The 22,398-nt window shown below is 66.2% G+C and carries 17 protein-coding genes; 8 read left to right on the top strand and 9 right to left on the bottom strand.

Annotation, left to right across the window (positions count from 1 at the left end):
• Positions 1-34: 34 nt before the first annotated feature.
• The 3 genes from M2319_RS21565 to M2319_RS21555 form a co-directional block, all read right to left on the bottom strand.
• Positions 35-1,585, bottom strand: a complete 1,551-nt coding sequence (locus M2319_RS21565) for an undecaprenyl-phosphate glucose phosphotransferase (RefSeq protein WP_264603540.1) — start codon at positions 1,583-1,585, stop codon at positions 35-37.
• Positions 1,586-1,641: 56 nt separating this feature from the next.
• A complete protein-coding gene (locus M2319_RS21560) occupies positions 1,642-2,853 on the bottom strand; it encodes a glycosyltransferase (RefSeq protein WP_264603539.1) in 1,212 nt (403 codons plus the stop codon).
• 152 nt (positions 2,854-3,005) lie between these two features.
• Positions 3,006-3,569, bottom strand: coding sequence for a polysaccharide biosynthesis/export family protein (locus M2319_RS21555; RefSeq protein ID WP_264603538.1), 564 nt, complete (start codon positions 3,567-3,569; stop codon positions 3,006-3,008).
• A 203-nt stretch (positions 3,570-3,772) separates the two neighbouring features.
• Between M2319_RS21555 and M2319_RS21550 the strand changes: the two genes are divergently transcribed.
• The 3 genes from M2319_RS21550 (at position 3,773) to M2319_RS21540 (ending at position 8,146) form a co-directional block, all read left to right on the top strand.
• On the top strand, positions 3,773-5,944 hold the full coding sequence (locus tag M2319_RS21550) for a GumC family protein (RefSeq protein WP_264603537.1): 2,172 nt from the start codon (positions 3,773-3,775) through the stop codon (positions 5,942-5,944).
• 146 nt (positions 5,945-6,090) lie between these two features.
• Positions 6,091-7,341 (top strand): hypothetical protein, encoded by a 1,251-nt coding sequence (locus M2319_RS21545; RefSeq protein WP_264603536.1) that lies wholly within the window; start codon positions 6,091-6,093, stop codon positions 7,339-7,341.
• An 88-nt stretch (positions 7,342-7,429) separates the two neighbouring features.
• Positions 7,430-8,146 (top strand): class I SAM-dependent methyltransferase, encoded by a 717-nt coding sequence (locus M2319_RS21540; RefSeq protein ID WP_264603535.1) that lies wholly within the window; start codon positions 7,430-7,432, stop codon positions 8,144-8,146.
• A gap of 10 nt (positions 8,147-8,156) precedes the next feature.
• On the opposite strand, the gene M2319_RS21535 is transcribed toward M2319_RS21540, so the two are convergent.
• Positions 8,157-8,642: an NUDIX domain-containing protein gene (locus tag M2319_RS21535; protein ID WP_264603534.1), complete on the bottom strand. Its 486-nt coding sequence runs from the start codon at positions 8,640-8,642 to the stop codon at positions 8,157-8,159.
• A 227-nt stretch (positions 8,643-8,869) separates the two neighbouring features.
• Here M2319_RS21535 and M2319_RS21530 point away from each other — a divergent pair, with 227 nt between their 5' ends.
• The 5 genes from M2319_RS21530 to M2319_RS21510 all read left to right on the top strand — a co-directional run bounded on the left by M2319_RS21530 (position 8,870) and on the right by M2319_RS21510 (position 15,597).
• Positions 8,870-9,877, top strand: a complete 1,008-nt coding sequence (locus tag M2319_RS21530; RefSeq protein WP_264603533.1) for a UDP-glucuronic acid decarboxylase family protein — start codon at positions 8,870-8,872, stop codon at positions 9,875-9,877.
• Positions 9,878-9,928: 51 nt separating this feature from the next.
• On the top strand, positions 9,929-11,005 hold the full coding sequence (locus M2319_RS21525; protein ID WP_264603532.1) for an NAD-dependent epimerase/dehydratase family protein: 1,077 nt from the start codon (positions 9,929-9,931) through the stop codon (positions 11,003-11,005).
• Positions 11,006-11,059: 54 nt separating this feature from the next.
• Positions 11,060-11,863: a WecB/TagA/CpsF family glycosyltransferase gene (locus M2319_RS21520; RefSeq protein ID WP_264603531.1), complete on the top strand. Its 804-nt coding sequence runs from the start codon at positions 11,060-11,062 to the stop codon at positions 11,861-11,863.
• A gap of 149 nt (positions 11,864-12,012) precedes the next feature.
• A complete protein-coding gene (locus M2319_RS21515; RefSeq protein WP_264603530.1) occupies positions 12,013-14,154 on the top strand; it encodes a GumC family protein in 2,142 nt (713 codons plus the stop codon).
• 51 nt (positions 14,155-14,205) lie between these two features.
• Positions 14,206-15,597, top strand: coding sequence for an O-antigen ligase family protein (locus M2319_RS21510; RefSeq protein WP_264603529.1), 1,392 nt, complete (start codon positions 14,206-14,208; stop codon positions 15,595-15,597).
• A gap of 1,005 nt (positions 15,598-16,602) precedes the next feature.
• On the opposite strand, the gene M2319_RS21505 is transcribed toward M2319_RS21510, so the two are convergent.
• Genes M2319_RS21505 through M2319_RS21485 form a run of 5 tightly spaced genes read right to left on the bottom strand, consistent with a single transcriptional unit; the run spans position 16,603 to position 22,396 of the window.
• Positions 16,603-17,916, bottom strand: a complete 1,314-nt coding sequence (locus M2319_RS21505) for a glycosyltransferase family 4 protein (RefSeq protein WP_264603528.1) — start codon at positions 17,914-17,916, stop codon at positions 16,603-16,605.
• The gene (locus tag M2319_RS21500; protein WP_264603527.1) at positions 17,913-19,259 is read right to left on the bottom strand and encodes a lipopolysaccharide biosynthesis protein; all 1,347 of its coding nucleotides are present in this window, start codon (positions 19,257-19,259) and stop codon (positions 17,913-17,915) included. Before M2319_RS21500 ends, M2319_RS21505 begins: the two co-directional genes overlap by 4 nt.
• Positions 19,256-20,047 carry a polysaccharide deacetylase family protein gene (locus tag M2319_RS21495; RefSeq protein WP_264603526.1) on the bottom strand — a complete coding sequence of 264 codons (792 nt, stop codon included), beginning with the start codon at positions 20,045-20,047 and terminating at the stop codon, positions 19,256-19,258. Before M2319_RS21495 ends, M2319_RS21500 begins: the two co-directional genes overlap by 4 nt.
• On the bottom strand, positions 20,044-21,249 hold the full coding sequence (locus M2319_RS21490; RefSeq protein ID WP_264603525.1) for a glycosyltransferase family 4 protein: 1,206 nt from the start codon (positions 21,247-21,249) through the stop codon (positions 20,044-20,046). Before M2319_RS21490 ends, M2319_RS21495 begins: the two co-directional genes overlap by 4 nt.
• On the bottom strand, positions 21,239-22,396 hold the full coding sequence (locus tag M2319_RS21485) for a DegT/DnrJ/EryC1/StrS family aminotransferase (protein WP_264603524.1): 1,158 nt from the start codon (positions 22,394-22,396) through the stop codon (positions 21,239-21,241). Before M2319_RS21485 ends, M2319_RS21490 begins: the two co-directional genes overlap by 11 nt.
• Between the last annotated feature and the right edge of the window lie 2 nt (positions 22,397-22,398).

Genomic DNA, 22,398 nt, shown 5'->3' with positions numbered 1-22,398 from the left:
GGAATGCTCCGGTGCGCGAGGACTGCGGTCTCGGTCAATAGGCGTGCTCCGTGTTGAACAGCCGGAACGGCGTCAGGACGAGGATGTAGAGATCGAACAGCAGCGACCAGTTCTCGATGTAGTAGAGGTCGTGCTCGACGCGCCGGAGGATCTTGTCGGAGGTGTCGGTCTCGCCGCGATAGCCGTTGATCTGGGCCCAGCCGGTGATGCCGGGCTTTACCCGGTGGCGCGCATAGTAGCCGTCGACGACGGTCTCATAGAGCCGGCCGGCGGCCTTGGCGGACGGCGCGTGCGGCCGCGGGCCGACGAGGGAGAGGTCGCCGCGGATGACGTTGAAGAGCTGCGGCAGCTCGTCGATCGAGGTCTTGCGGATGAACCGGCCGACCTTGGTCACCCGCGGATCGTCCCGGGTCACCAGCCGGTCGGCGCGGGCATCCGTCATGCTCTGGTACATCGACCGGAACTTGAAGATCTCCACCGGCTCGTTGTTGAAGCCGTAGCGCTTCTGGCGAAAGATGATCGGCCCCTTGGTCTCGGCCCGGATGGCGATCGCGGTCGCAATCATCACCGGCGACAGGCCGATGATGGCGAGCGTCGCAAAGACCAGGTCGAAGCAGCGCTTCAGGATGGAATCCCAGTTGGCGATCGGCTTGTTGAAGACGTCGAGGAAGGGCACGGCGCCGACATACTGGTAGGAGCGGCGGCGGAAGCGCAGCTTGTCGGTATGGGCCGACAGGCAGATGTCGACCGGCAGCACCCACAGCTTCTTCAGCATCTCGCCGACCCGGCCCTCCGCGGTCAGCGGGATGGCGACGATGAGAAGGTCGATATTGGCCATCCGCGCGAAGGTGACGAGTTCGGCAATGGTGCCGAGTTTCGGATAGCCGGCGACCACGTCGGGCGAGCGCTCGTCGCTGCGATCATCGAAGATGCCGCAGATGCGGATGTCGTTGTCGGGCTGGTTTTCCAGCGAGACGATGAGGTCCTCCGCGGTCTTGCCGCCGCCGACGATGACCGCCCGGCGCTCCAGCCGGCCCTCGCTGGTCCAGCCGCGCACGGCAACGGCCAGCCCGGTGCGGAACAGGGTGAAGAAGGTGAGGCCGCCGAGATACCAGCCCATGAACCAGACGCGGGAGAACTCCTCGCCGACCTTGGCAAAGAACAGGATGGTGGCAAAGAACGCGAACACCATCGTCCAGGCGCCGAAGATGCGGCCGAGCTGGCTGATATAGGTGCGGAAGCTGGCGATGGTGTAGCCGTCGGAGCCCTGGATAAGCAGGATGGTCAGAACCGAGCCGGCGACCAGCGGATAGACATAGTGCCAGGCAAGGCCCTCGTCCGGGTAGACGTACCAGAAGAAGACGCCGAAGCCGATCAGCGCCAGCATCGCGAATTCGATCAGCCGGGCCGCCCCGGCGATGATCGCGGGCGCAATGGTGCGCTGCTTGAACCGCTCGGCGACCTCGCGCGCGAGTGCGCCCAGTTCGGGGGCGGGGAGCGGCGTCCCGTCGACATCGACGAGGGCGCCGGCGGCGGCCAGTTTCGCGGCATCGCGAAACCTTAGCCTCGGATCGAGTTCTGTCATCGAACACCTCACTCGGACACGGGCGTCCGTACGCAACTTTTGGCCAATTCTAGCCGTTACTGCCTAATAAACACTTGATCGTCAGCGCGTCTCGCATGTCCGGTCTTTCGGCTTTGCACCGGATCTTCGGCGGCCAGCGTCTCGCGATAGAACGCCTCGATCTCGCCGGCCATGGCGGCAAGCGAGAACGGCTGGCGCAGGCGCTCGGCCCGCGCATTCGCCGCGGTCTGGAATTCGGCGCCGTCTTTCAGGAAGGCTGCCATGTGGGCGGCGAGCGCGCGGTCGTTGCCGGGGGTGACCAGGAGCCCGCTTTCGGGACCGAAAATCTCCGGAATGCCGCCGACGCGGGTGGTGATCAGCGGCAGGTGCGCGGCGATCGCCTCCAGCACGATATAGGGCAGGGACTCCGCCCGCGACGGAATGACGACGCAGCGCGCCAGCCGGAACGCTTCGCGCGCCGGCATCGGCTCCTCGAACCGAACCGCCGCCTGCAGGCCGAGCTCCGCAACGAGCCGCTCATAGGCCGGCTTGTCGTCGCCGGCGCCGACGATGACCCCGGTCGGCTTAGTCGTCCCGCCGTCGCGCAGCCGCGACAGCGCGCGGATGAAAAGGTCCGGGCCCTTGAGATCGCGCAGCGTGCCGATGAAGAGAAAGTCCGCGGCGTCTTCGGCCGGGACGACCGGCTCGAACTCCTCCGGCCTCAGGCCGTTATGGACGATCCGCTGCGGCACGATCGGCGCGCCGACCTTTTCGCGGTAGGCGTCGGCCTCGAACCGGCTGACGAAGACGAGCCCGTCGGTGACGTGCTCCATCAGCCGCTCGGCCGTGAAATAGACCAGGCCCTGCAGGCTCTCGGCATCGTAGTGCAGGCTGCCGCCATGCGGGCAGTAGAAGCGGGCGATGCGGTGGCCGCCCATGCGAAGGATCGCGCCGATGACGCGGGCGAAGGCGCCGCCCTTGGCGCCATGGGCGTGCAGCACGTCCGGCGCGATGCGGCCGATTTCCTTGGCAACGCGCCAGGTCGAGAGGATGTCGCGCGGCGAGATCTGCCGGCGCATCGGGATCCGGGTGACGCCGAGCTCGAGATGCTCTGAAAGCGCCGCGATGCGGCCGTCTTCGAACGAGCCGCCGGTGGTGGAATCGCAGATCAGCCCGACCGCATGCCCGGCCGCCGCCTGCGCCGTCGCCAGGTCGGACACGTGGCGAAAGACGCCGCCGACGGGCGCGCGGATGCAATGGACGATCCGGAGCTGTTCCTTGTCTTGCATGGTCCGCCGCCTCCCTCCGGCAAAACCGGGCCGCGCCGGAAACGGCGCCACAGTTGAGAGGCACTCTAGCAAGAAGGGATGAGCGGCCGGTTAACCGGCCGCAAAAGCTTCGGTGAAATGGGCGCTCGCGGCCTGTTTGTCAGTCGGCTCGCTCAGAACAGGCGCTCGCGGATATAGATGGTGTCGCCGGGCCGGATCGGGTCGGTGATCGGCACCCGGCCGGTCAGCACCTTGCCGTTGATCTGGCGGGTGATGTCGACGCTCTTCTGGTAGCCGCGGGCGGAAAAGCCGCCGGCGATCGCCACCGCCGTCTGCGCCGTCAGGCCGGCCACATAGGGGTACTGGCCGGGCGTGCGCACCTCGCCCATGATGAAGAACGGGCGGTACTGCTCGATCTCCACCGAGACGTCCGGATTGCGGATGTAGCCGGCGCGAAGCTTGGTGGCGATGGCCTTTTCGACCTCTCCGGTCGTCCTGCCGCGGGCCGCCACCGCACCGATCAGCGGCACGGAGATGTGGCCGGACTGGTCGACGGTGTAGGTCGAGGAAATGTCCGTCTGGCCGAACACGACCAGGCGCAGCTTGTCGCCGCTGTCGAGCTGGTACGGCTCGGTCAGCACCTGGTGAAAGGCAGTGGGCGGGCGGCGATAGCCGGTGCAGGACACCACCAGCGCCGCAAGACCTGCGATCAGAATGAAACGAAGCACACGCGTCATGGGAGACCCCTGTTCCTCGCTCCTTTATTGGCTTTCATGGTTAACGGAGCGTGAAGAGCGGCGCCCTTTATGCAGCGTAGTCGTGCAGGGCGAAAAATAACGGCATCCGGGTGGCAAGAAAATGGATACAACTGGGTGCCGATTAACCGGTTGCTTACCTTAACAAAGGAATACTGGCCCCAGTTTCGTCGGAGTCAGTAGCCATGAAGAACGTCGAGAATCCCTACGGTGACGACGTCGCCATCGATATCAGGGGCCTTGCCGCCGCCATCTGGCGCGCAAAGCGCTGGATCCTTCCGGCGACGATCGCCGTTGGTCTCGTCACGGTGCTTGTGCTGTCGCTGATCACGCCGCGCTATCTCGGCCAGTCGAAGATTCTGATCGAGGCCACCAAATCGGTGCTCGCCGATGCCGACGAAAAGCCCCAGGAAGCCGAACGCGCGCTGCTCGACCCGGAAGGGGTGACGAGCCAGGTGCAGCTCCTGATCTCCCGCGATCTCGCCCGCCGCGTCGCCAAGAAGCTGGAGCTGGCCGAACGCGCCGAGTTCAACCCCGCCGGCAAGGGCGGCGGCACGGTCTTCGGCGATATCATGGTGCTCTTCGGGCTTGCCCGCGATCCGCTCCGGGTGTCGCCCGAAGAGCGCGTCCTTGAGGCCTATTACGAGCGCCTGAAGGTCTACAACATCGAGAATTCCCGCGTCATCGCGGTGGAGTTCTCCTCCATCGATCCGGAACTGGCGGCGCGCGGCGCCAACACCATCGTTGACGAGTACATGGCCCTGCAGTCCGCGGCCAAGCGCTCCAAGACCGTCGACATGGCGGAAATCCTGGAGCCGGAGATCGCCAAGCTGCGTGACGAGGTCGGCGAGGCGGAGCGCCGGGTGGAGGACTTCCGCTCCAGCAACGACCTCCTCATCGGCAACAACAATCTGACGCTGACCCAGCAGCAGCTCGGCGAGCTGACGACCCAGCTCGCCAGCGCCAGGAGCGCCCAGAGCGAATCCGAGACCAAGGCCCGGCTGGTCCGCAACCTGATCGCCAGCAACGCCCTCGACAGCTCCAGCGACGTGTTGAACTCGCGGCTGATCCAGCGCCTGCGCGAGCGCCAGGTGACGCTGAAGGCCCAGCTTGCCGAACTGTCGACGACGCTCTTGCCGAACCATCCGCGCATCAAGGCGCTGAAGTCGCAGATTGCCGACTTCAACACCCAGGTCCGCGGCGAGGCCCGCAAGGTGCTGCGCGGGCTTGAGAGCGATGCGGAGATCGCCGCGGAGCGTGTGCGTTCCCTGCAGGCCAGCATCAACGAGTTGAAGGCCAAGACCGCCAACGCCAACACCGAGCAGGTGCGCCTGCGCGAGTTGCAGCGCGACGCGGAGGCCAAGAGCCGGCGGCTGACGACCCTTCTCGGGCGCTACCGCGAGGCCGATGCCGGCCGCAACGCCCGCACCCTGCCGGTCGACGCAAGGGTGATCTCCCGCGCCACTGTGCCGCCCAAGCCCTACTGGCCGAAGGTCGTGCCGATCACCGTCATCATCACCATCGCCGCGCTCCTCGTCTTCATTGGCATCGTCGTCATCACCGAATTCCTTTCCGGCAAGGCGCTGCGCCCGGTGCCCGTCACGTCCGACGACGAGCCGGAGGCACCGCAAGCCCCGGAGGCGGTCGGCGGCATACCGGAAGAGGACCTGATCCGCTGGGACGATTCCGGCAATCTGCACCGGGTCATGCCGAGCGAGCCGGCACACGCGGCCGAGCGCACGCGCATCGAATCCGCCCGCGAGGTCTGGCGCCGCATCGCGCCCGGCAGCGACGGCAAGCGCCACCTCGTGGTCGCCGGCGCCGAGCCCGGCACCGCGACCCGCATCGCGGCGATGGCGCTTTCCCGCTCCGCCTCCGCCGACGACAATGTCCGCGTCGTCATGCTCGACCTTTCCAACGAAATCCACGCGGGCGACGGCATCACCGAATTGCCGCTCGCCGGCCTCACCGATCTTCTCGACCGCGGCGCCTCCTTCGCGCAGGTGCTGTTCCGCGACCGTCGCTCACGCGCCCATGTGGTGCCGCGCGGCCGCCGACCGCTCACCGAGGCGGACCTCATCGGCGAGCGGTTCCAGACCGTCGTGGAAGCCCTGGAGTTCACCTATGACGCTATCATCATCGACGTCGGGCCGCTGACCTTCGGGCGCCACATCGCAGAGTTCCTGGTCCGCGCCGACCATGTGGTGCTGGCGACGTCCGGCAAGACCGGCGATCCGTCCGCGGCCTATGCCTACGAAATCCTGTCGCGCAACGGCATTACGGACATCTCCGTCGTCTCGACCGCCGAGATGGGCGATCCGATCGTCGCCGCCGACCTGACCGGCGCTGCCGCCTAGAGCGCTTTCCCAAAAAGTTGACAGACTTTTTGGATAAGAAATCGCGTGAAAACAATGGCCTAAAAAACGCAACGTTTTTTAGGCATCCGGCAAAATCTGGCAGGCGACTTGCATTCCGGGCCTTTGACACGCATCGAAGGCCCGGAATGACCATCATCACCCGCAGACATCTGTTGATAAGCGCCGCGGCTGCGGCCGTTATGCCGTCCGCTGCGCCCGCGCGGGCAGCCAAGACGGCCGTCTGCGGCCTCGACCTGTCGCGTGCCGCCTTTGCCGGTGTCTCCGATTGGGACGCCGTCTTCGAGGCGCGTTGGGGTCCGCTCGGGACCATCGAGGCGAGCCGGATCCTGGAATGGATCGGCGCCAGGGACGGCGTCTATGACGACCGCGACGGCGTCTTTGCCTGGATTCTCGGCTATTGGGTGCGGGCCTTCGTGACGATGGCGGACCTCACTGGCGCGCCGCGTTACATGGACGCCGCCGCATCCCTCATCGCCTTCATCCTCGATCACACCGATGCACGGCGCGTCGCCCGCGGCGAGATCGTCGAGAACTATACCCGCGACCCGCTCTATTTCCGCGGCACGGGGGCGGGCGGGCCGTTCTGGAAGCGCGGCAACGACGCCATCGTCCTCAATACCGGCCACATCGCCAATGCGATCCTGCGCTTTGCCGACCTCGTCTTTCGCGACGAAGCCCGCTTCGGCGCGTACATGCCGGAGGCCGTGCGCACCTTCACCGAGGCCCGCATCGCCGTCGATGCCTTCGACAATGACTGGCAGGTCGTTGGCGACAAGGGCAGCTACCACTATCGGGACAGCGAGGGCTCCGGCCAGCTCGGCACCACCCGCTGCGCCTTCAACCAGTCCGCCACCATGATGACGGCCGAGATAATCCTCGACCGCTGGCGCCCGAACGCTGCACGGGTCGACAAAATCCGGCGCCTCGTGCGCTACTGGCTGGAGGATTTTGCGGAGTTCCGGCCCGACGGCACGGTCTCCTGGCCCTACATGATCCACCCGCAACTTGGCGTGACGGAGGATGTCGGCCACGCCTCCATCGACGTCGATTTTCTGGTCATTGCCTTTGACACCGTCCGCACGGACCTGACAGAGGCGCACATGACGGCGCTCGCCAGGACCTTCGTGGAAAAAATCCAAGACGGGCGAGGGGGGCTCAACCGCTTCGTCGACGGCACCACCGAGCCGGGCTTTGAGGAACACTGGAACGCCGCCATCGGGTTTTTGGACCTTTCTCGGTTCGAGCCGCGCGTCGCCGATATCGCGCTGAACGTTTTCAATGCGAAATACCCGCCGGATGCGCCGGGCGGCATTCTTTGGGCGCGGCCGATGCTCGGCTGGGCGAGGTTCCTGAAGGCCGCCGCGACGCCCTGCTGACGGGGCGATCGAGGCTTTTCTGGCACGGCGCTTGCTACCCTTGCGCGATCGTTATTTTTGGGAAGCCGGACGGCGGGAGACGCTTCATATGGAGACATCGATCGAGGTAGAGGCCGGTCGATCGCTTGGAAAAACTGTCCCAAGGCTGGTCATCGGGCTCTTGAAGCGCACGGGCCTGCCGCGGCTCGCGACCCGGTCCTTCGAGGTCCTCGTCAGTCCTGCCCTGACGCGCTGGCGCCTTCAGCGCCTGCCCGCGGACCGGCCGTTGAAGATCGTCATCGGCGCCGGCGGCCTGCGCCTGCCGGGCTGGATTTCGACCTCCGAGACGGTCCTCAACCTTCTGAAGGCCGAGGACTGGGACCACCAATTCAGCGCCCGCCGGATCGACGCCATCCTCGCCGAGCATGTCTGGGAGCACCTGACGCCCGAGGAGGGGCTTCGGGCCGCGCGCATCTGCTTTGAGCACATGGCACCGGGCGGACATCTGCGGATTGCCGTGCCGGACGGCTGCCATCCCGATCCCGCCTATATCGAAAAGGTCAGGGTCGGCGGCACGGGTCCGGCCGCCGACGACCACAAGGTCCTCTTCACCCACCGGTCCCTGACGGCCCTCCTTGAAGACGTCGGGTTCGACGTGCGCCTGCTGGAATATTACGACGACGCCGGCACGTTCCACGCGGCGGACTGGTCGCCCGAAGACGGCATGGTGTTCCGCTCGGCCCGCTTCGATGCCCGCAACCGCGGCGGCCGGCTCCTCTATACCTCGATCATCGTCGATGCGGTGAAGCCGGACGCCGACGTCTGATCGGCGGTCGTCACCAGACCGCGGCCGGCGGCTGATCGCCGGCGATCTCGTCGAGCCGCCGCCGCGTCGCCGGCGAGGTCTCGGCCGGAAGGGCGTCGAGCTGAAACCAGCCATGCTCGGCGATTTCCGCATTCGGCACCGGCGCCTCCGGCTGCTCCCACTGGCGCGCGACGAACAGCACCACATGGTCGCGGCGGTAGATGCGCACATTGTGGTAGACGGCAAAGAGCTGCGGTTCGCCGAGGAGCCGGATGTTGCCTTCCTCGCGCAGTTCCTTGTCGAGCGCCTGGCGCACGGTCTCGCCGAGATCGACGCCGCCGCCGGGCAGGTGCCAGCCAGGCACATAGGTATGGCGGATGAGGAACACCCGGCCGTCGCCGTCGAAGACGGCGCCGCGCACGCCGAGCGTCATGCCCCGCGAGACCAGCCAGTATCGCTTCAGGAACGGCCGGATCCATGGTCCGAGCCGGGGCAGAATATCGTCTTGAAAGCGCAACGGTAGCGTCCGCAATCGGGGGAGGGAAGACGAAACCTAGCCCCCATAAGGTTAACGGCTTGCTTCTAAAATCGGTACGGCCGGGCGTCAAAATAAGACACAAGTTAACACTTTCGGCCGGTTTCGCACAGAACGCCCTGGCACGTGGCCTGCATTGAGGACGCCGAGCGGATTGCGGTCTCGCAATTCGGGAACTTCTTCAAACCCCGCGCGGGAGGCGATCCACGGTGACCCACATTTCAACGAACAGCCCCTATCCGGAGAACCGCCGTATTCTGGTGACCGGCGCTGCCGGCTTCCTCGGCTCCCATCTGTGCGAGCGGCTGCTCGCCGACGGCAACGGCATCGACGTCCTCGGCGTCGACAACCTCTATTCCGGCACCAAGTACAACATCGCGCATCTGGAAGCCGATCCCCGCTTTGAGTTCATGCGCCACGACGTGACCTTCCCGCTGCATGTGGAAGTCGACGAGATCTACAATCTCGCCTGTCCGGCAAGCCCGATCCACTACCAGTTCGATCCGGTGCAGACGGTCAAGACGTCGGTGCACGGCGCCATCAACATGCTGGGCCTGGCCAAGCGCACCAGGTCGCGCATCCTCCAGGCCTCGACCAGCGAGGTCTATGGCGACCCGAGCATCTCGCCGCAGCAGGAGGCCTATTGGGGCAACGTCAACCCGATCGGCCCGCGCGCCTGCTACGACGAGGGCAAGCGCTGCGCGGAGACCCTGTTTTTCGACTATCACCGCCAGCACGGCCTCGACACCCGCGTCATCCGCATCTTCAACACCTACGGCCCGCGCATGCACCCCAATGACGGCCGGGTGGTCTCCAACTTCGTCATCCAGGCCCTGCGCGGCGAGCCGATCAGCATCTATGGCGACGGCAGCCAGACCCGCTCCTTCTGCTATGTCGACGATCTGATCGACGGCATGGTCGCCTATATGCGCCACGAGGCCGGCGGCCCTGGCCCGATCAATCTCGGCAACCCGGCGGAGATCACCATCCTGGAGCTGGCGAGCACCATCATCGAGATGACCGGCTCGCGCTCCGAGCTGGAATTCCACCCGCTGCCCCAGGACGATCCGCTGCAGCGCCGCCCGGACATCACCAAGGCCCGCGAGACCCTGAACTGGGAGCCGAAGGTGCCGCTCGTCACGGGTCTCACCCGGACCATCGACTATTTCGACCAGTTGCTAAGCCGCATGGACCACGTCGCGGTGGCCGCCGAATAGGCGGCCCCGTCCGGCCCGTCCCGCTTCAACTTTCTTCCGGAGATCGCACCCATGCGCAACGTCGTCCTCATCACCGGCTCGGCCGGCCTCATCGGTTCCGAGGCGGCCCGGTTCTTCGCCGACCGCGGCCATCGCATCGTCGGCATCGACAACGACATGCGGAAATATCTGTTCGGCGCCGACGCCTCGACCGAGTGGAACCGCAACCGTCTCGCGGCCGACCTGCCGACCTACCGCCACGTCAATGCCGACATCCGCGACGAGGCGGCGATGGGTGCGCTCTTTGAGGAACTGGCGAACGATCTCTGCCTGATCATCCACACCGCCGCCCAGCCGTCCCACGACTGGGCCGCCAAGGAGCCGTTGACGGATTTCACGATCAACGCCAACGGCACCCTGGTTCTGCTGGAACTGACCCGCAAGCACTGCCCGGAGGTGCCGTTCATCTTCACCTCCACCAACAAGGTCTATGGCGATACGCCGAACGGCCTGCCGCTCGTGGAAAAGGCCGAGCGCTGGGAGATCGACGAGAGCCATCCCTTCTTTGCCCACGGCATCGACGAGACCATGACCATCGACCAGTCCATGCACAGCCTGTTCGGCGCCTCCAAGGTGGCCGCCGACATGCTGGTGCAGGAATACGGCCGCTATTTCGGCATGAAGACCGCCTGCTTCCGCGGCGGCTGCCTGACCGGGCCGGCCCATAGCGGCACGCAGCTTCACGGCTTCCTCGCCTATCTGATGAAGTGCACGGCGACCGGCGCGCCCTATACCGTCTTCGGCTATGGCGGCAAGCAGGTCCGCGACAACATCCATTCCAACGACCTGGTGAACGCCTTCTGGCATTTCTTCGAAAAGCCGCGCTCCGGCGAGGTCTACAACATGGGCGGCGGGCGCTTCTCCAACTGCTCCATGCTGGAGGCGATCCGCCTTTGCGAGGACATCACCGGTCTGAGGCTCAACCACAGCTATTCGGAAACCAACCGGATGGGCGACCACATCTGGTGGATTTCGGATACGCGCCGCTTCGAGGCGCACTATCCGGACTGGAAGCGCGACTACGACGTCGCCGCCATCCTTGAGGAAATCTACGTCGTCAACCGCGACCGCTGGCGCGAGGCCTCCTGATCGGGGCCTCCACCCGCAAGGGCCTCGCGCCCGTCCTCCAACAGGCAAAAGACCATGATCGATAACGGCAAGAAGAACGTTCTTGGCGTCGGCGTCAGCGTTGTCGACTATGACGGCGCCGTCGAGGCCATCATCCGCGCAGCGCGGGCGCGCCGCGGCTTCAAGGTGGCGGCGCTCGCCGTCCACGGCGTCATGACCGGCGTGCTCGATGCGCGCCACCGCTACCGCCTCAACAGCTTCGATGTCATCACGCCGGACGGCCAGCCGGTGCGCTGGGCGCTGAACCTCCTGCACCGCACCAGGCTGAAGGACCGCGTCTACGGACCGGAATTGACCCTGCGGCTCTGCGAGCGCGCCGCGCGTGAAAATCTTCCGATCTACCTCTACGGCAGCAAGCCGGAGGTGCTGGAGCGCCTGCAGGAGCGCCTGACCGACCGCTTCCCCGGCCTCGTCATCGCCGGTGCCCGCCCGTCGCTTTTTAGAAAGAGCACGGCGGAGGAAAAGGAGGCGATCGCCGAGGAAATCCGCGAGAGCGGGGCAAGGCTCGTCTTCGTCGGCCTCGGCTGCCCGCGCCAGGAGGTCTGGGCCTATGAATATGCCAGGCTCCTCGACATGCCGGCGATCGCCGTCGGCGCCGCCTTCGATTTCCATGCCGGGCTCCTCGCCCAGGCACCGCGCTGGTTCCAGGACCGGGGCCTTGAATGGGCCTACCGGCTGAGCCGTGAGCCGAAGCGCCTGTGGCGCCGCTACCTCCTCCTCAATCCCGCCTATCTGACGATGCTCGCCGCCCAGGCTCTCGGCCTTGCCCGTTACGCCGACCGCGGCATCGAGCCGAGAGATGCGGAGAATTTTGCCTGAAAGCCCGTGCCGCCGCCGCGGCGCGCTTCTTGCAAAACCAGTGGTAACCCGGCCTGAAATCGGCCGGTTGCCTCAAAACGGGACAGAAATCGGCCGCGGTAAGAGCCTCGACCGGACACTCTGTCCCCCGATCCGACGGTGATAGCGCCATGAACAGTTTTCCGCCGAACAGCCAGATGGCCCTTCCGGTTGCCCACATGCCGCAGGTCTATGCCGAGCCGCGCCAGCCGATGTTCGGCATCGGCGACGTCGTCACCATCCTGTGGCGGCACCGGCGCACCGTCGTCATCACGGCGCTCATCTTTGCCACCATCGCCGCCGTCTACGCCTTCGGCCGGGAACGCAACTACGTTGCCATGTCGCGGATCCTGATCAATCCGCGCGGCCTCCAGGTCGTCGACCGCGAGATCACGCCGACGTCGGAAACCAATGACGGCGGCATCGCCATGGTGGAAAGCCAGATGCGGGTGATGACGTCGAACGACGTCCTGGCCAAGGTGGTCGCGCGCGAGCATCTGGGCGAAGACAAGGAATTCGTCGGCGGCCGCGGCCCGGTTGCGACCATTGCCGGCTTCCTCGGAAGCCTTGCCGGCGGCGGGCGCTCGATCCAGCCGGAGATCAAGGCGCTCTACAATCTGCAGGAGGCCGTGCGCACCCAGCGCCCGAAGCGCTCCTATATCGTCGAACTCAACGTCAAGACCAAGGACGGCGCGAAGTCCGCCCGGCTCGCCAATGCGATCGCCGACGTCTACATCAATTCCGAAGCCGACGCCCAGTCCGGCCTTGCCGGTCGCGCCTCGGAGATGCTCACCGGCCGGCTCGATGAGCTGCGCCAGCAGCTGAGCGCTGCGGAAGAAGCGGTCGAGCAGTACAAATATGAGCACAACATCGTCTCCTCCACCGGCTCGCTGATCAACGAGCAGGAACTCTCCCAGGCCAACCAGCTCCTGACCCAGGCCTCCAACCAGACGGCGACGGCGCTCTCCAAGCTGGAGCAGGTGCGCCGCATCAAGAACACCGGCGACATGTCCCAGCCGCTGCCGGAGGCGATCACCTCGCAGACCATCACCCGGCTGCGCGACCGCTACGGCGCCGCCGTCCAGCGCCGCGAGGCCCTGTCGGCCCAGCTCCTGCCGAGCCACCCGCGCATGCAGGCGGCCAAGGCCGAGATCGATTCCGCGCGCCGCCAGATCGTCGGCGAGCTGAACCGCATCGCGGCTGCCACCGAGGCCGACTACGAGCGCGCCAAGTCCCATGAGGACATGGTCCGTGCCCGCATCGAGACCCTGAAATCCGGCACCCACCGCACCAACGACGCCATGGTGCGCCTGCGCGAACTGCAGCGCGACGCCGATGCCAAGCGCGCCGTCTACGAGGCGTTCCTGGTCCGCGCCCGCGAGCTGTCGGAACAGCAGCGCGTCGACACCACGGCCGCCCGCATCGTCTCGCGCGCTATCGTGCCGATGCGGCCCGACGGCCCGGGCTCGATCCTGATCGTTCTGCTCGGCCTTTTTGCCGGCGCCGGCGTCGGCACCATGCTCGCCTTCGGCCGCGAGGCGTTGTCGACCCGCATCTCCTCGCCGGAACAGATCAGCCAGATCTCCAACCTGCCGCTCCTGGCCTCGATCCCGATCTATCCGAGCCATTCCTCCGACGAGGGCCTGCCGGAATTCGTCGCCGACGATCCGCTGTCGCCGACTGCGCTCGCCATCGGCGATCTCCTGGAGAATCTGCGCCCCTACGGTCCGGGCGGCGACGTCAAGACCGTGCTGGTGACCTCGCCGGGCCTCAACCACGGCAAGACGACCGTCGCCTTCAACCTGGCGCTGGCGGCTGCCCGCCGCGGCGAGAAGGTTCTCCTGGTCGACGGCGATGCCACGCGGCGCACGCTCAGCGCGTTGCGCGTCGACGACCCCGAGATCGGCTTCTTCGATGTGGTGGGCGGCAAGGCCCGGCTGCAGGACGCGCTGGTGCTCGATCCGGGCGGCCTCGTCATGATCCTGCCGGCCGGCCGCACCTCCGGCTTCGACTGGTCGTCGTCGCTGACCGCCGACAAGATCAAGAATGCGGTGATGCGCCGGCTGCCCGACGTCAGCCTGATCGTCATCGACGGTCCGATCGGGGGACGCAGCGATGCGCTTGCCCCGTTCAGCGAAAGCGCCGACGCTTCCTGCCTCGTCATTCGCTCCGGCGAAGTCGACGAGGCGACCCTGAAGCGCTCCGCCGCGAACCTGCGCGCCCGCCCGGGCAAGCGGAACGGCAGCGTCTTCGTCGTCGATGCGGCCGAATGACTTTCGGGTCCTGACCGCCACGCATTGCCGCAAGGGCAGGAGAGACGGACGATGACCGCCTACGCGACCGCCGACTGCAGAATTGCCAACCCGGCCGCCTCGCAGGCCTGGGAGCGCACGCTCGCAGCCATCCTTGCCGTGCTCCTCATCATCTTTGCCACCCAGTCGTTCCAGTTCCTGTTCGCCGACAAGGTCCAGGAAGGCATGACCACGCGCGACTCGGCGGCCAGCAACCCGGTCTATCTGGCGATTTTCGCGGCCCAGTACGGCATCGCGCTTCTCTTGCTGCTCTATTCCGCGCTCTCTCGCGGCCTCGGCTGGCAGTTCCTTGCCGGGATGATCATTCCGGGCGTTGCCGCCCTGTCGGCGCTGTGGTCGGTCGGCACCAAGATGACCGTGACCAACACCGTCGTGCTCACCTATCTGGTCATTGCCTCCTATGTGCTTTCGGTGCATTTCCGCCCGGCCGAGGTGCTCAGGATTTATTTCCGCGTCACGGCCTTCTGCCTATTCGCCTCGCTGGTCCTCTATGTCGCCGCGCCCGATCAGGTGCTGCAGCCGCGCTATGGCGGCGGCTGGGTCGACGGGTGGGAATTCCGCGGCGTCATGGCGTCGAAGAACTTCGCCGGCTTCGTCTTTGCCAGCACCTTTTTGCTCGCCTTCAACGGCAAGCTGATCGGCATCGGCGCGTTCTGGCGCTACTCCGTCGGCCTGATGGCGCTCGGCGCCCTGGTGCTGACCAGCTCGGCGACCGCGGTCCTCATCGTCGTGTTGCTGGCGCCGGCCTCGGTCCTGTTGCGCCTTTCCGGGCCCTATCGGGCGCTCTTGGCGTTTGCCATGGTCATCCTGTTCTTTTTCGCAATCATGGCCCTGCCGGTGATCGGCTCGGGCGCGGCGATCGACGTCCTCGGCCGCGACGCGACCTTCACCGGCCGCACCGATCTCTGGCGGCTGGCATTCGAGAACATCGCCGAGCGTCCGGTGCTCGGCTTCGGCTATACCGGCTTCTTCGATGCCGACCCGTTTTCGCCGGCCTGGCAGTTCTGGGAGCATTTCCGCTACTTCCTGACCGCCACCTTCCACAACGCGGCCATCGAGGCGCTGGTCTCGCTCGGCCTTGTCGGCCTCGCGCTCCTCGCCGGCCTCTGCCTCATCGCCGGCGCCGCGATCTTCAATCGTACTGTCGATGAGGGCTCGCGACTGGTGCTGGTCATCCTCCTGTCCGTGTTCCTGATCGGCGGGACGATGGAGTTCACCATCCTCCACCACAACTACATCGGCACGGTCGTCGCCTTCTACGCCGCCTTCGTGGCGCTGACCCGCTACGGCCCGGCCCAGGAAACCCTGCCGCCGAGCTGGCAACCGGTCCGCCAGAGGCCGCCGCGCCGCCCGCTCTTTGCGGCTCAGGCGACGGTGCGCACGAGCCGTCCCGTTCTCGTCTGACGAGAACGCGCCTTGCGTCTCATGGCGATCGGCCTTTCAGCGAACTGAGGAACCACCAGAAAGAAGCCGCGGGAGCGACCCCGCGGCTTCTTTCTGGTTTCTCATGCCGGATTCAGCGATTGCGGATCTTGATCCCACCCATCCGCTGTCATTTCGAGTGAGCGAAGCGAGCGCGGCAATCCAGGGGCCGCACGCTCCGAGCCTGTTGCCCTGGATCGCCGCGTCGGCCTTTCGGCCTCCTCGCGATGACGGGGCCCTTTCGGTGTCTTAGAAGACAGCACGCTCCCGCCTGCCAAAACCAACTGCCGTCACCCCGGCCTCCGAGCCGGGGCCTATTGCCCATCTCAACGCGGTATGCCGTCTGTTGGGGGCATTGGCCCGGAAGACGGATCGTGCTGAGGCCGATGCGGGCTACCGTGCGGAAAGGGGCAATAGGCCCCGGGTCTCCGCTTCGCTGTGCCCGGGGTGACGGGGAGAGTTCGGGACAACGGGAGCAACAATCGTCGCCGTCATCGCGAGCGAGCAACGCGAGCGCGGCGATCCAGAGCCGCGCACTCCGAGCAAGCCGCTCTGGATCGCCGCGTCGGCCTTTCGGCCTCCTCGCGATGACGGGGCCCTTTCGGTGTCTTAGAAGACAGCACGCTCCCGCCTGCCAAAACCAACTGCCGTCACCCCGGCCTCCGAGCCGGGGCCTATTGTCCATCTCAACGCGGTATGCCGTTGGTTTGGGGGTAGGGGCATTGGCCCGGAAGATGGATCGTGCTGAGGCCGATGCGGGCTACCGTGCGGAAAGGGGCAATAGGCCCCTGGTCTCCGCTTCGCTCCGCCCGGGGTGACGGGGAGAGTTTGGGGCAACGGGAGCAACAATCGTCGCCGTCATCGCGAGCGAGCAACGCGAGCGCGGCGATCCAGAGCCGCGCACTCCGAGCGAGCCGCTCTGGATCGCCGCGTCGGCCTTTCGGCCTCCTCGCGATGACGGGGAGCTTCGGAAACGGCCAACGCCGTTCAGGCAATCGCCGCCAGCACCCCTTCGGCGAAATTCCGCGCCATGCGCTCGATCGTGTAGTCCTCGACGGAGGCTTTGGCCCCGTCCGACAGCCGCGCCTGGAGGGTGTCGTCGGTGAGGAGGGCGGCGACGGCGTTGGCGTAGTCGGTGACGTTCTCCGGATCGGAGGTGATCAGCCCGTTCTCGCCGTCCTTGAGATACTCGATCTCCGGCGAGTGGTAGGGAACGTCGGTCGTCACCATCGGGCAACCGGCGGCAAAGGAGTCGATGATCGCAAGGCCGACGAGGCCCGGCATGACGAAGGCCTTGGCCATCTTCAGGAGCGTCGCCTTTTCACGCCCGAAGCGCGGGCCGAGGAAGTGGATGTAGTCGCAGCTCGCCGCCGCGATCTGGGCGATCTCCGAATGCGAGCCGGAACCGACCATGACGAGGTGGAAGTCCGGCACCCGCGCGCGGATCTTCTCCGCCGCGTCGATCAGGAACGGCAGCCGCTTTTCCTGGTACATGCCGCCGATATAGATGGCGATGTTGTCCGAGGTGATGCCGAGCTTGGCCTTCTCGGCCGCAATGTCGGCGTCCGTGACGGCCGCAAGCTCGCCCTTCAGCGCACCGGTGTCGATGCTGTTGTAGTTGACGGTGATGCGCTCGCCCGGAAAGCCGTAGTCCTCGACGATCTTCTTCACGCCCGGCGTATAGGCGAACCACCAGTGGACGCGCGTCGCGAGCTGCGCCTTCAGCTTTTCGCGCCAGCCGTCGGGGCGGCTCGCCTGATAATTCTTGCCGTGGCCGAAAAAGGCAAGCCGGCTGCCGCCGAGGAGATAGCGCGCCTGCAGAAGATAGTTCACCAGCAGCTTGTTCTCCTGGGAAATGACGGTCAGCGCCGAGCCGCGGGTCGCGTCGAGCGCGTTCTGCCAGTAAAGGTCGACGCCCGGAACTGGAATGCGCGTCACCGGGATCTTGACCGCCCAGGGCAGTTCCAGCGTGTCGCCTTTCTTGGCATCGGACCCGACCGGATCGCTGTAGATCAGGCGGTAGTTGACGCCGTGCTCGGCGAGGATGTCCCGCACGATGGTGTGGAACGGGATCCGGTAGTGGCTGAGGACGAGCGTCAGGAAGCTGACGGTCGGTGCCGCATCGGCCCCGGCGTGCGCATTGGCTCCGACCTCCGCCCGAAGGGAAGCCCCCGTCCGGGTCGTGCCCGCGGCCCGCTCGCGAAGGGCGAGGCGCCCGAACGCGCGGCGCCGGGCCTCGGCCGTCGGCGCCGGCAGGTCGTGGGGGGTGTCGTCGGGTGTCGTGCGGGAGGAAAGGGTCACGACAGGGCTCCATCTGAATGGGGGCTGATGGGGGGATAGGCGGTGTGGCTCTGCATGCCGCGCCTGGCGCTAGCGGCCCTGCGCTGGTCGCGGATGATGACGGAAAGCACCAGGCTGACGCAGACCGCATGGGCGATGCTGAGGCAGATGGCGACGCCTTCGAGCCCGAAGGTATGCATCAAGGGATAGATCAGGATCACGGCGGCGACCGAGGAGACGGTATAGGACAGGAACACGCTCCTGGTGTCCTCGATGGCGCGCAGATAGTGCGTCCAGATGCTGTTGATGACGATCAGCGAATAGGTGATGCCGAGGATGTGCGTGAGGTGCGCATATTCGGCATATTGCGGCCCGAAGACGGCGGTCAGGAGCTCGCTGGAATAGACCGACACCAGGACGATGAGGGCGATCACCGCGCCGCCGAGAAAGGCGGACTGGCCGAGGAGATAGTCGCGCAGGCCCTCGCGGCCCTTCAGCCGAAGCTGTTCGGCCGCGTTGCGCGGGATGTGGTTCTCCATCGCCAGCGTGATGGTGTGGGTGATGCCGAGCATGTATTGCGCGGCCCTCAGCCCGCCGATGGCGGTATCGCCGAGCTCGACCCCGACGATCACCCAGATCGCCTGCTCCTGGCCGAGCGAGACCAGAAGCATCAGGATCATCCAGCGCGACATCGGCCAGTGGCGGGCAAGAACGGCGGTGAACAGCCGCTTCTTGTAGGGCCCGCGCATCAGGCCGAGCGAGAACGGAACGGTGGCAAGGAGCGCCGAGGCGGCGAGCAGATAGAGTAGCGTCGCGACATCGACGGAAAAGGCTTGCAAGACGATGACGGCGGCGGCGAGCCCCATGACCACCAGGCGCAGGATGTCGAGCCCTGCCGCGAACAGCCGCCGGCGCTGGGCAAACAGGATGCGCCGCAGCATGATCTGCTGGTTCTGGGCAAAGGTGATGGCGGCGCTGGCAAAAAGCACGTCCGGCGAAAAGCTGTCGCCGCGCAGCGCGCCGATAAGGAGGAGGATCAGCATCATCGCGGCGCCGCCGAGAGCGGAGAACACGGCGCCGAGCGCCCAGATCGTCGCGAAATAGCTCTTGGAACGCTGCGGCCGCGAGCCGGCGAACGTCATCATCGGCAGGGTCAGGATATGCCCCTGCGCCACCGCGACGACCATGGCGATCATCAGGATCAGCGTGAAGACGCCGAAATCTGCGATGCCGAGCAGGCGCGCGGCGGCGATGCCGACGGCGAAATTGAAGCCGCTGACGAACACCTGGCTCATCACCGAATAGGTGACGTCCCGCTGCAACAGGCCGGAAAGTCGGGAGGAAAGGCGAGCGGAAAGGCTCATCCGGTGAGGCTCCTTCCGGTCAGCGCGGCATAGAGCGAGCCGTTGATGCGGAGATCCTCCAGGTTTCGCTCAAGGCTGTTCTCGAATTTCCAGCCGGTGCGGTGCAGCGTCAGCGGATCGCGGGCCGACTGGAGCTGCAGGCCGGAAATCGCCGTTGCGATGGTGCGAAAGCCGATTTTGGAGCAGTAGGCCTTGAGGCTTTCGGAGAAGTGCCGCCGCATGCCGTAGGGGTAGGAGAAATCGACGATTTCCTCGCCGAAGAAATCCTCCAGATAGGCCTTGGAGCGGTCGATCTCGTCCGCCCATTCGCCGCGGTCGATCTGCGGCAGTCGCCGGTGGGTGTGGGTGTGGCAGCCGATGGCGTGGCCGGCCTCGTGGATTTCCCTCAGTTCCTGGCGCGACAGGGTCGGGCTTGCGCCCTCATAGCGGATGCGCCCGAAATAGGCGGCGATGTCGGAGGCGGCGGCCTCGTCGCGCATGACGCCGGTATTGACGTAGAAGGTCGCGTTGGCGCCGAGCCGGTCGAGGGAGCGCAGCGCCCGGTGCCAGCTCTGGAAGTTGTCGTCGAAGGAGAGGAACAGGAGCTTTCCGGTCGTGTCGGGGCAGGTGTACTCGCCCGCCGTCACCGTGCGGTAGCCGTGATCGAGGAAATGGCCGACGGCCTCGGAGAATTTTCCGAACTGGGTCGGCTCCAGGTCATGGAAATAGATCGCCACCCGCTCCGGCAGCTCGCGCATCTGGAACGGCACATGGACCGCGCGCAGGGTGGAGAGCACCAGTTGCTTCACGGTCGGACCTCTCCGATGCTCGGGGCAGGCGTCGGCGGAAAGGCGGGCTGCGTGGGATCCCATGACAACTCCTTGAGCACCCGGTTGCGATAGCGGTCCGGGCTGAATTCTTTCAGGTACTGGGTGCGGGCGGCCGCCTTGTCCCGTTCCAGGAGTGCCGGATCGGCCTTATAGGCGGCAAAGATTGTCTCGATCTCGTCGAGGAGCGCGGTTCCGGTGAGCGCCGGATCGAGGACGTTGCCGGCAAGGCGCGGTCCGACCATCTCGGCAAGCCCGCCGACATCGAGCACGATCGGCGCGGCGCCATGGGCGAGCCCTTCGATGAGGGCCAGCGGCGCAAGGTCGTGGCGCGAGAGATAGAGGAAGACGTCGAGACCACCGAGGATGCGGCTTTTGTCGTCTTCGGTGACGCGTCCGGTGACGGTGATCGAGTCCGAAAGGCCGCGTTCGGCGACCCGGGCCTTCAGGTCCTCGACCGAAAGCTGGGCCGTCGGGCCGCCAACCATGGTCGCGGCAACCGGAATGCCGGAATTTTCGAGCCGGCCGATGGCATCGACGAAATCGAGCACGCCTTTTCTGGGATCGAGATTGCCGAGGCAGCCGACCGTAAGCGGGGAATGCGGTGCGGTCGCACGCGCACCCGGGTCGGCCGCGATGTTCGGCAGGTCGATGACGTGGGAAAAGAGGCCCGAGCGACGCCCGAGCCGGCCGGTGTCGGCGGTGATCGCGATCAGTTCGGTGCCGCGCAGCAGGAAGCGCATCAGCGCCGCCTTCCTGCCCGTGCCGGTCAGGATCGCTTCCAGCCCGTCGCCGTGGACGTGCAGCCAGACCCGGTCGGCGAGAAGCCGGGCCATGCCGGCAAGGAGCGCGTCGCGGATCGCGGTGTGCGCCCAGGGCGCCATGCCGAGATAGGCGAGGCGGAACCGGCGGCCGGAAACGAGCATAAAGGCAAGGTCGAGGAGGAGAGCCAGAAAACCGAAATACTTGCCGAGGCTGCGCTTGCCGACATCGTTGTTGCTGGCCGCCCCGCCGCGCCATTTCTGGACGACGTCAAGGCCCGCGTCCCGTTCCAGAATGCCCTTCACGGTCGCGGCAACGGCGGACTGGCCGTGATGCGGCGGCGGCAACTGGGCAAGGAACAGCACCGCGCGGTTGCCCGCGCGGGTGTTTTCAGAACGGAGCTGGCGGGCTTCAGGCTGCATTTCGGGTCAGCTTTTCCGCGATGAGGCCGATGATGTCGCCGGGTGCCGCGTCGGGCAGATAGGCGTGCATCGGCAGGGTGATCATGGTCTCGGCGAATTCTTCCGAGAGCGGAAGGGCGTCGGACGCCGTGTCGGCAAAGGCGGTGAAGAGATGCACCGGCGGATAGTGCAGGCTCGACTGGATGCCGTTGTCGGCGAGCATCTGGCGGATCGGGTTGCGCGCCTCGCGCGGCACGAGGATGCCGGCGAGATGCGCCGTGCCGCCCTCCGGATCGGAGCCGTAGATGTAGCGCATGCCGGCGCCGGAGGCGCGGGCGACAAGGTCGGCATATGCGCGGGCGTGGCCCTGGCGCAGGGCGTTGAGGTCGTCGAGGCGTTCGAGCTGCGCGCGGCCGAGCGCCGAGCGCAAATCGTCGATCCGGTAGTTGTAGCCGTGCGCCGTGACGTCATAGGTCGCCGGCCGGCCGTGGTGGCGGTCCCAGGAGAGCGACGTCATGCCGTGCGAGCGCAGATTGCGGATCTTGGCCGCAAGGGCGTCGTCGTCGGTGGTGACCATGCCGCCTTCGCCGGTCGTCATGTTCTTGTTGGAAAAGAACGAGAAGCAGCCGACGGCACCGAGCGTTCCGAGCGCGCGGCCGGCAAAGTCGTCCATCCGGTAGAGCGGAGCGTGGCAGGCGTCCTCGATCAGCGGCAGGCCGTGCGCCTCGCAGATGTCGAGGATCTCGGCCATGCGGGCCGGATAGCCGCCGAAATGCATGACGACGACGGCCTTCGTGTTCGGCGTGATGCGCCGCTCGATCTCGGCTGGAGCGATGGTCGGCTCGTCGAGGGCGACGATGTCGGCAAAGACCGGCTTGGCGCCGACGGCGTTGGTCATGTTGGCCGCCGCAACGAAGTTGATCGAGGGCTGGATGACCTCGTCGGTCTCGCCAGAGCCGATCTCAAGGGCGGCCATCGCCAGGTGCAGCGCTGCGGTGCCGTTGGCGACCGCAATCGCGTGTTTGGCACCGGTCAGCTCCGAAAATCGCTTCTCGAAGGCCTGCGTATTCGGGCCCATGGAGAGCCAGCCGGACTCAAGGCACGACAGGACCGCGGCTTTTTCCGCGTCGCCGAGCACCGGCTCGGAGAGTGTGTATTTCCAATCCATCG

This window comes from Rhodobium gokarnense, from assembly GCF_025961475.1.
GTDB lineage: Bacteria > Pseudomonadota > Alphaproteobacteria > Rhizobiales > Rhodobiaceae > Rhodobium > Rhodobium gokarnense.
The sequence above is the reverse complement of the archived record's forward strand: the minus strand, read 5'-3'. Positions and strand labels throughout refer to the sequence as shown.

Coding starts and splice junctions, on each gene's coding strand:
- M2319_RS21565 (WP_264603540.1), bottom strand. CDS start 1,585: ATGACAGAACTCGATCCGAGGCTAAGGTTTCGCGATGCCGCGAAACTG.
- M2319_RS21560 (WP_264603539.1), bottom strand. CDS start 2,853: ATGCAAGACAAGGAACAGCTCCGGATCGTCCATTGCATCCGCGCGCCC.
- M2319_RS21555 (WP_264603538.1), bottom strand. CDS start 3,569: ATGACGCGTGTGCTTCGTTTCATTCTGATCGCAGGTCTTGCGGCGCTG.
- M2319_RS21550 (WP_264603537.1), top strand. CDS start 3,773: ATGAAGAACGTCGAGAATCCCTACGGTGACGACGTCGCCATCGATATC.
- M2319_RS21545 (WP_264603536.1), top strand. CDS start 6,091: ATGACCATCATCACCCGCAGACATCTGTTGATAAGCGCCGCGGCTGCG.
- M2319_RS21540 (WP_264603535.1), top strand. CDS start 7,430: ATGGAGACATCGATCGAGGTAGAGGCCGGTCGATCGCTTGGAAAAACT.
- M2319_RS21525 (WP_264603532.1), top strand. CDS start 9,929: ATGCGCAACGTCGTCCTCATCACCGGCTCGGCCGGCCTCATCGGTTCC.
- M2319_RS21520 (WP_264603531.1), top strand. CDS start 11,060: ATGATCGATAACGGCAAGAAGAACGTTCTTGGCGTCGGCGTCAGCGTT.
- M2319_RS21515 (WP_264603530.1), top strand. CDS start 12,013: ATGAACAGTTTTCCGCCGAACAGCCAGATGGCCCTTCCGGTTGCCCAC.
- M2319_RS21510 (WP_264603529.1), top strand. CDS start 14,206: ATGACCGCCTACGCGACCGCCGACTGCAGAATTGCCAACCCGGCCGCC.
- M2319_RS21500 (WP_264603527.1), bottom strand. CDS start 19,259: ATGAGCCTTTCCGCTCGCCTTTCCTCCCGACTTTCCGGCCTGTTGCAG.
- M2319_RS21490 (WP_264603525.1), bottom strand. CDS start 21,249: ATGCAGCCTGAAGCCCGCCAGCTCCGTTCTGAAAACACCCGCGCGGGC.
- M2319_RS21485 (WP_264603524.1), bottom strand. CDS start 22,396: ATGGATTGGAAATACACACTCTCCGAGCCGGTGCTCGGCGACGCGGAA.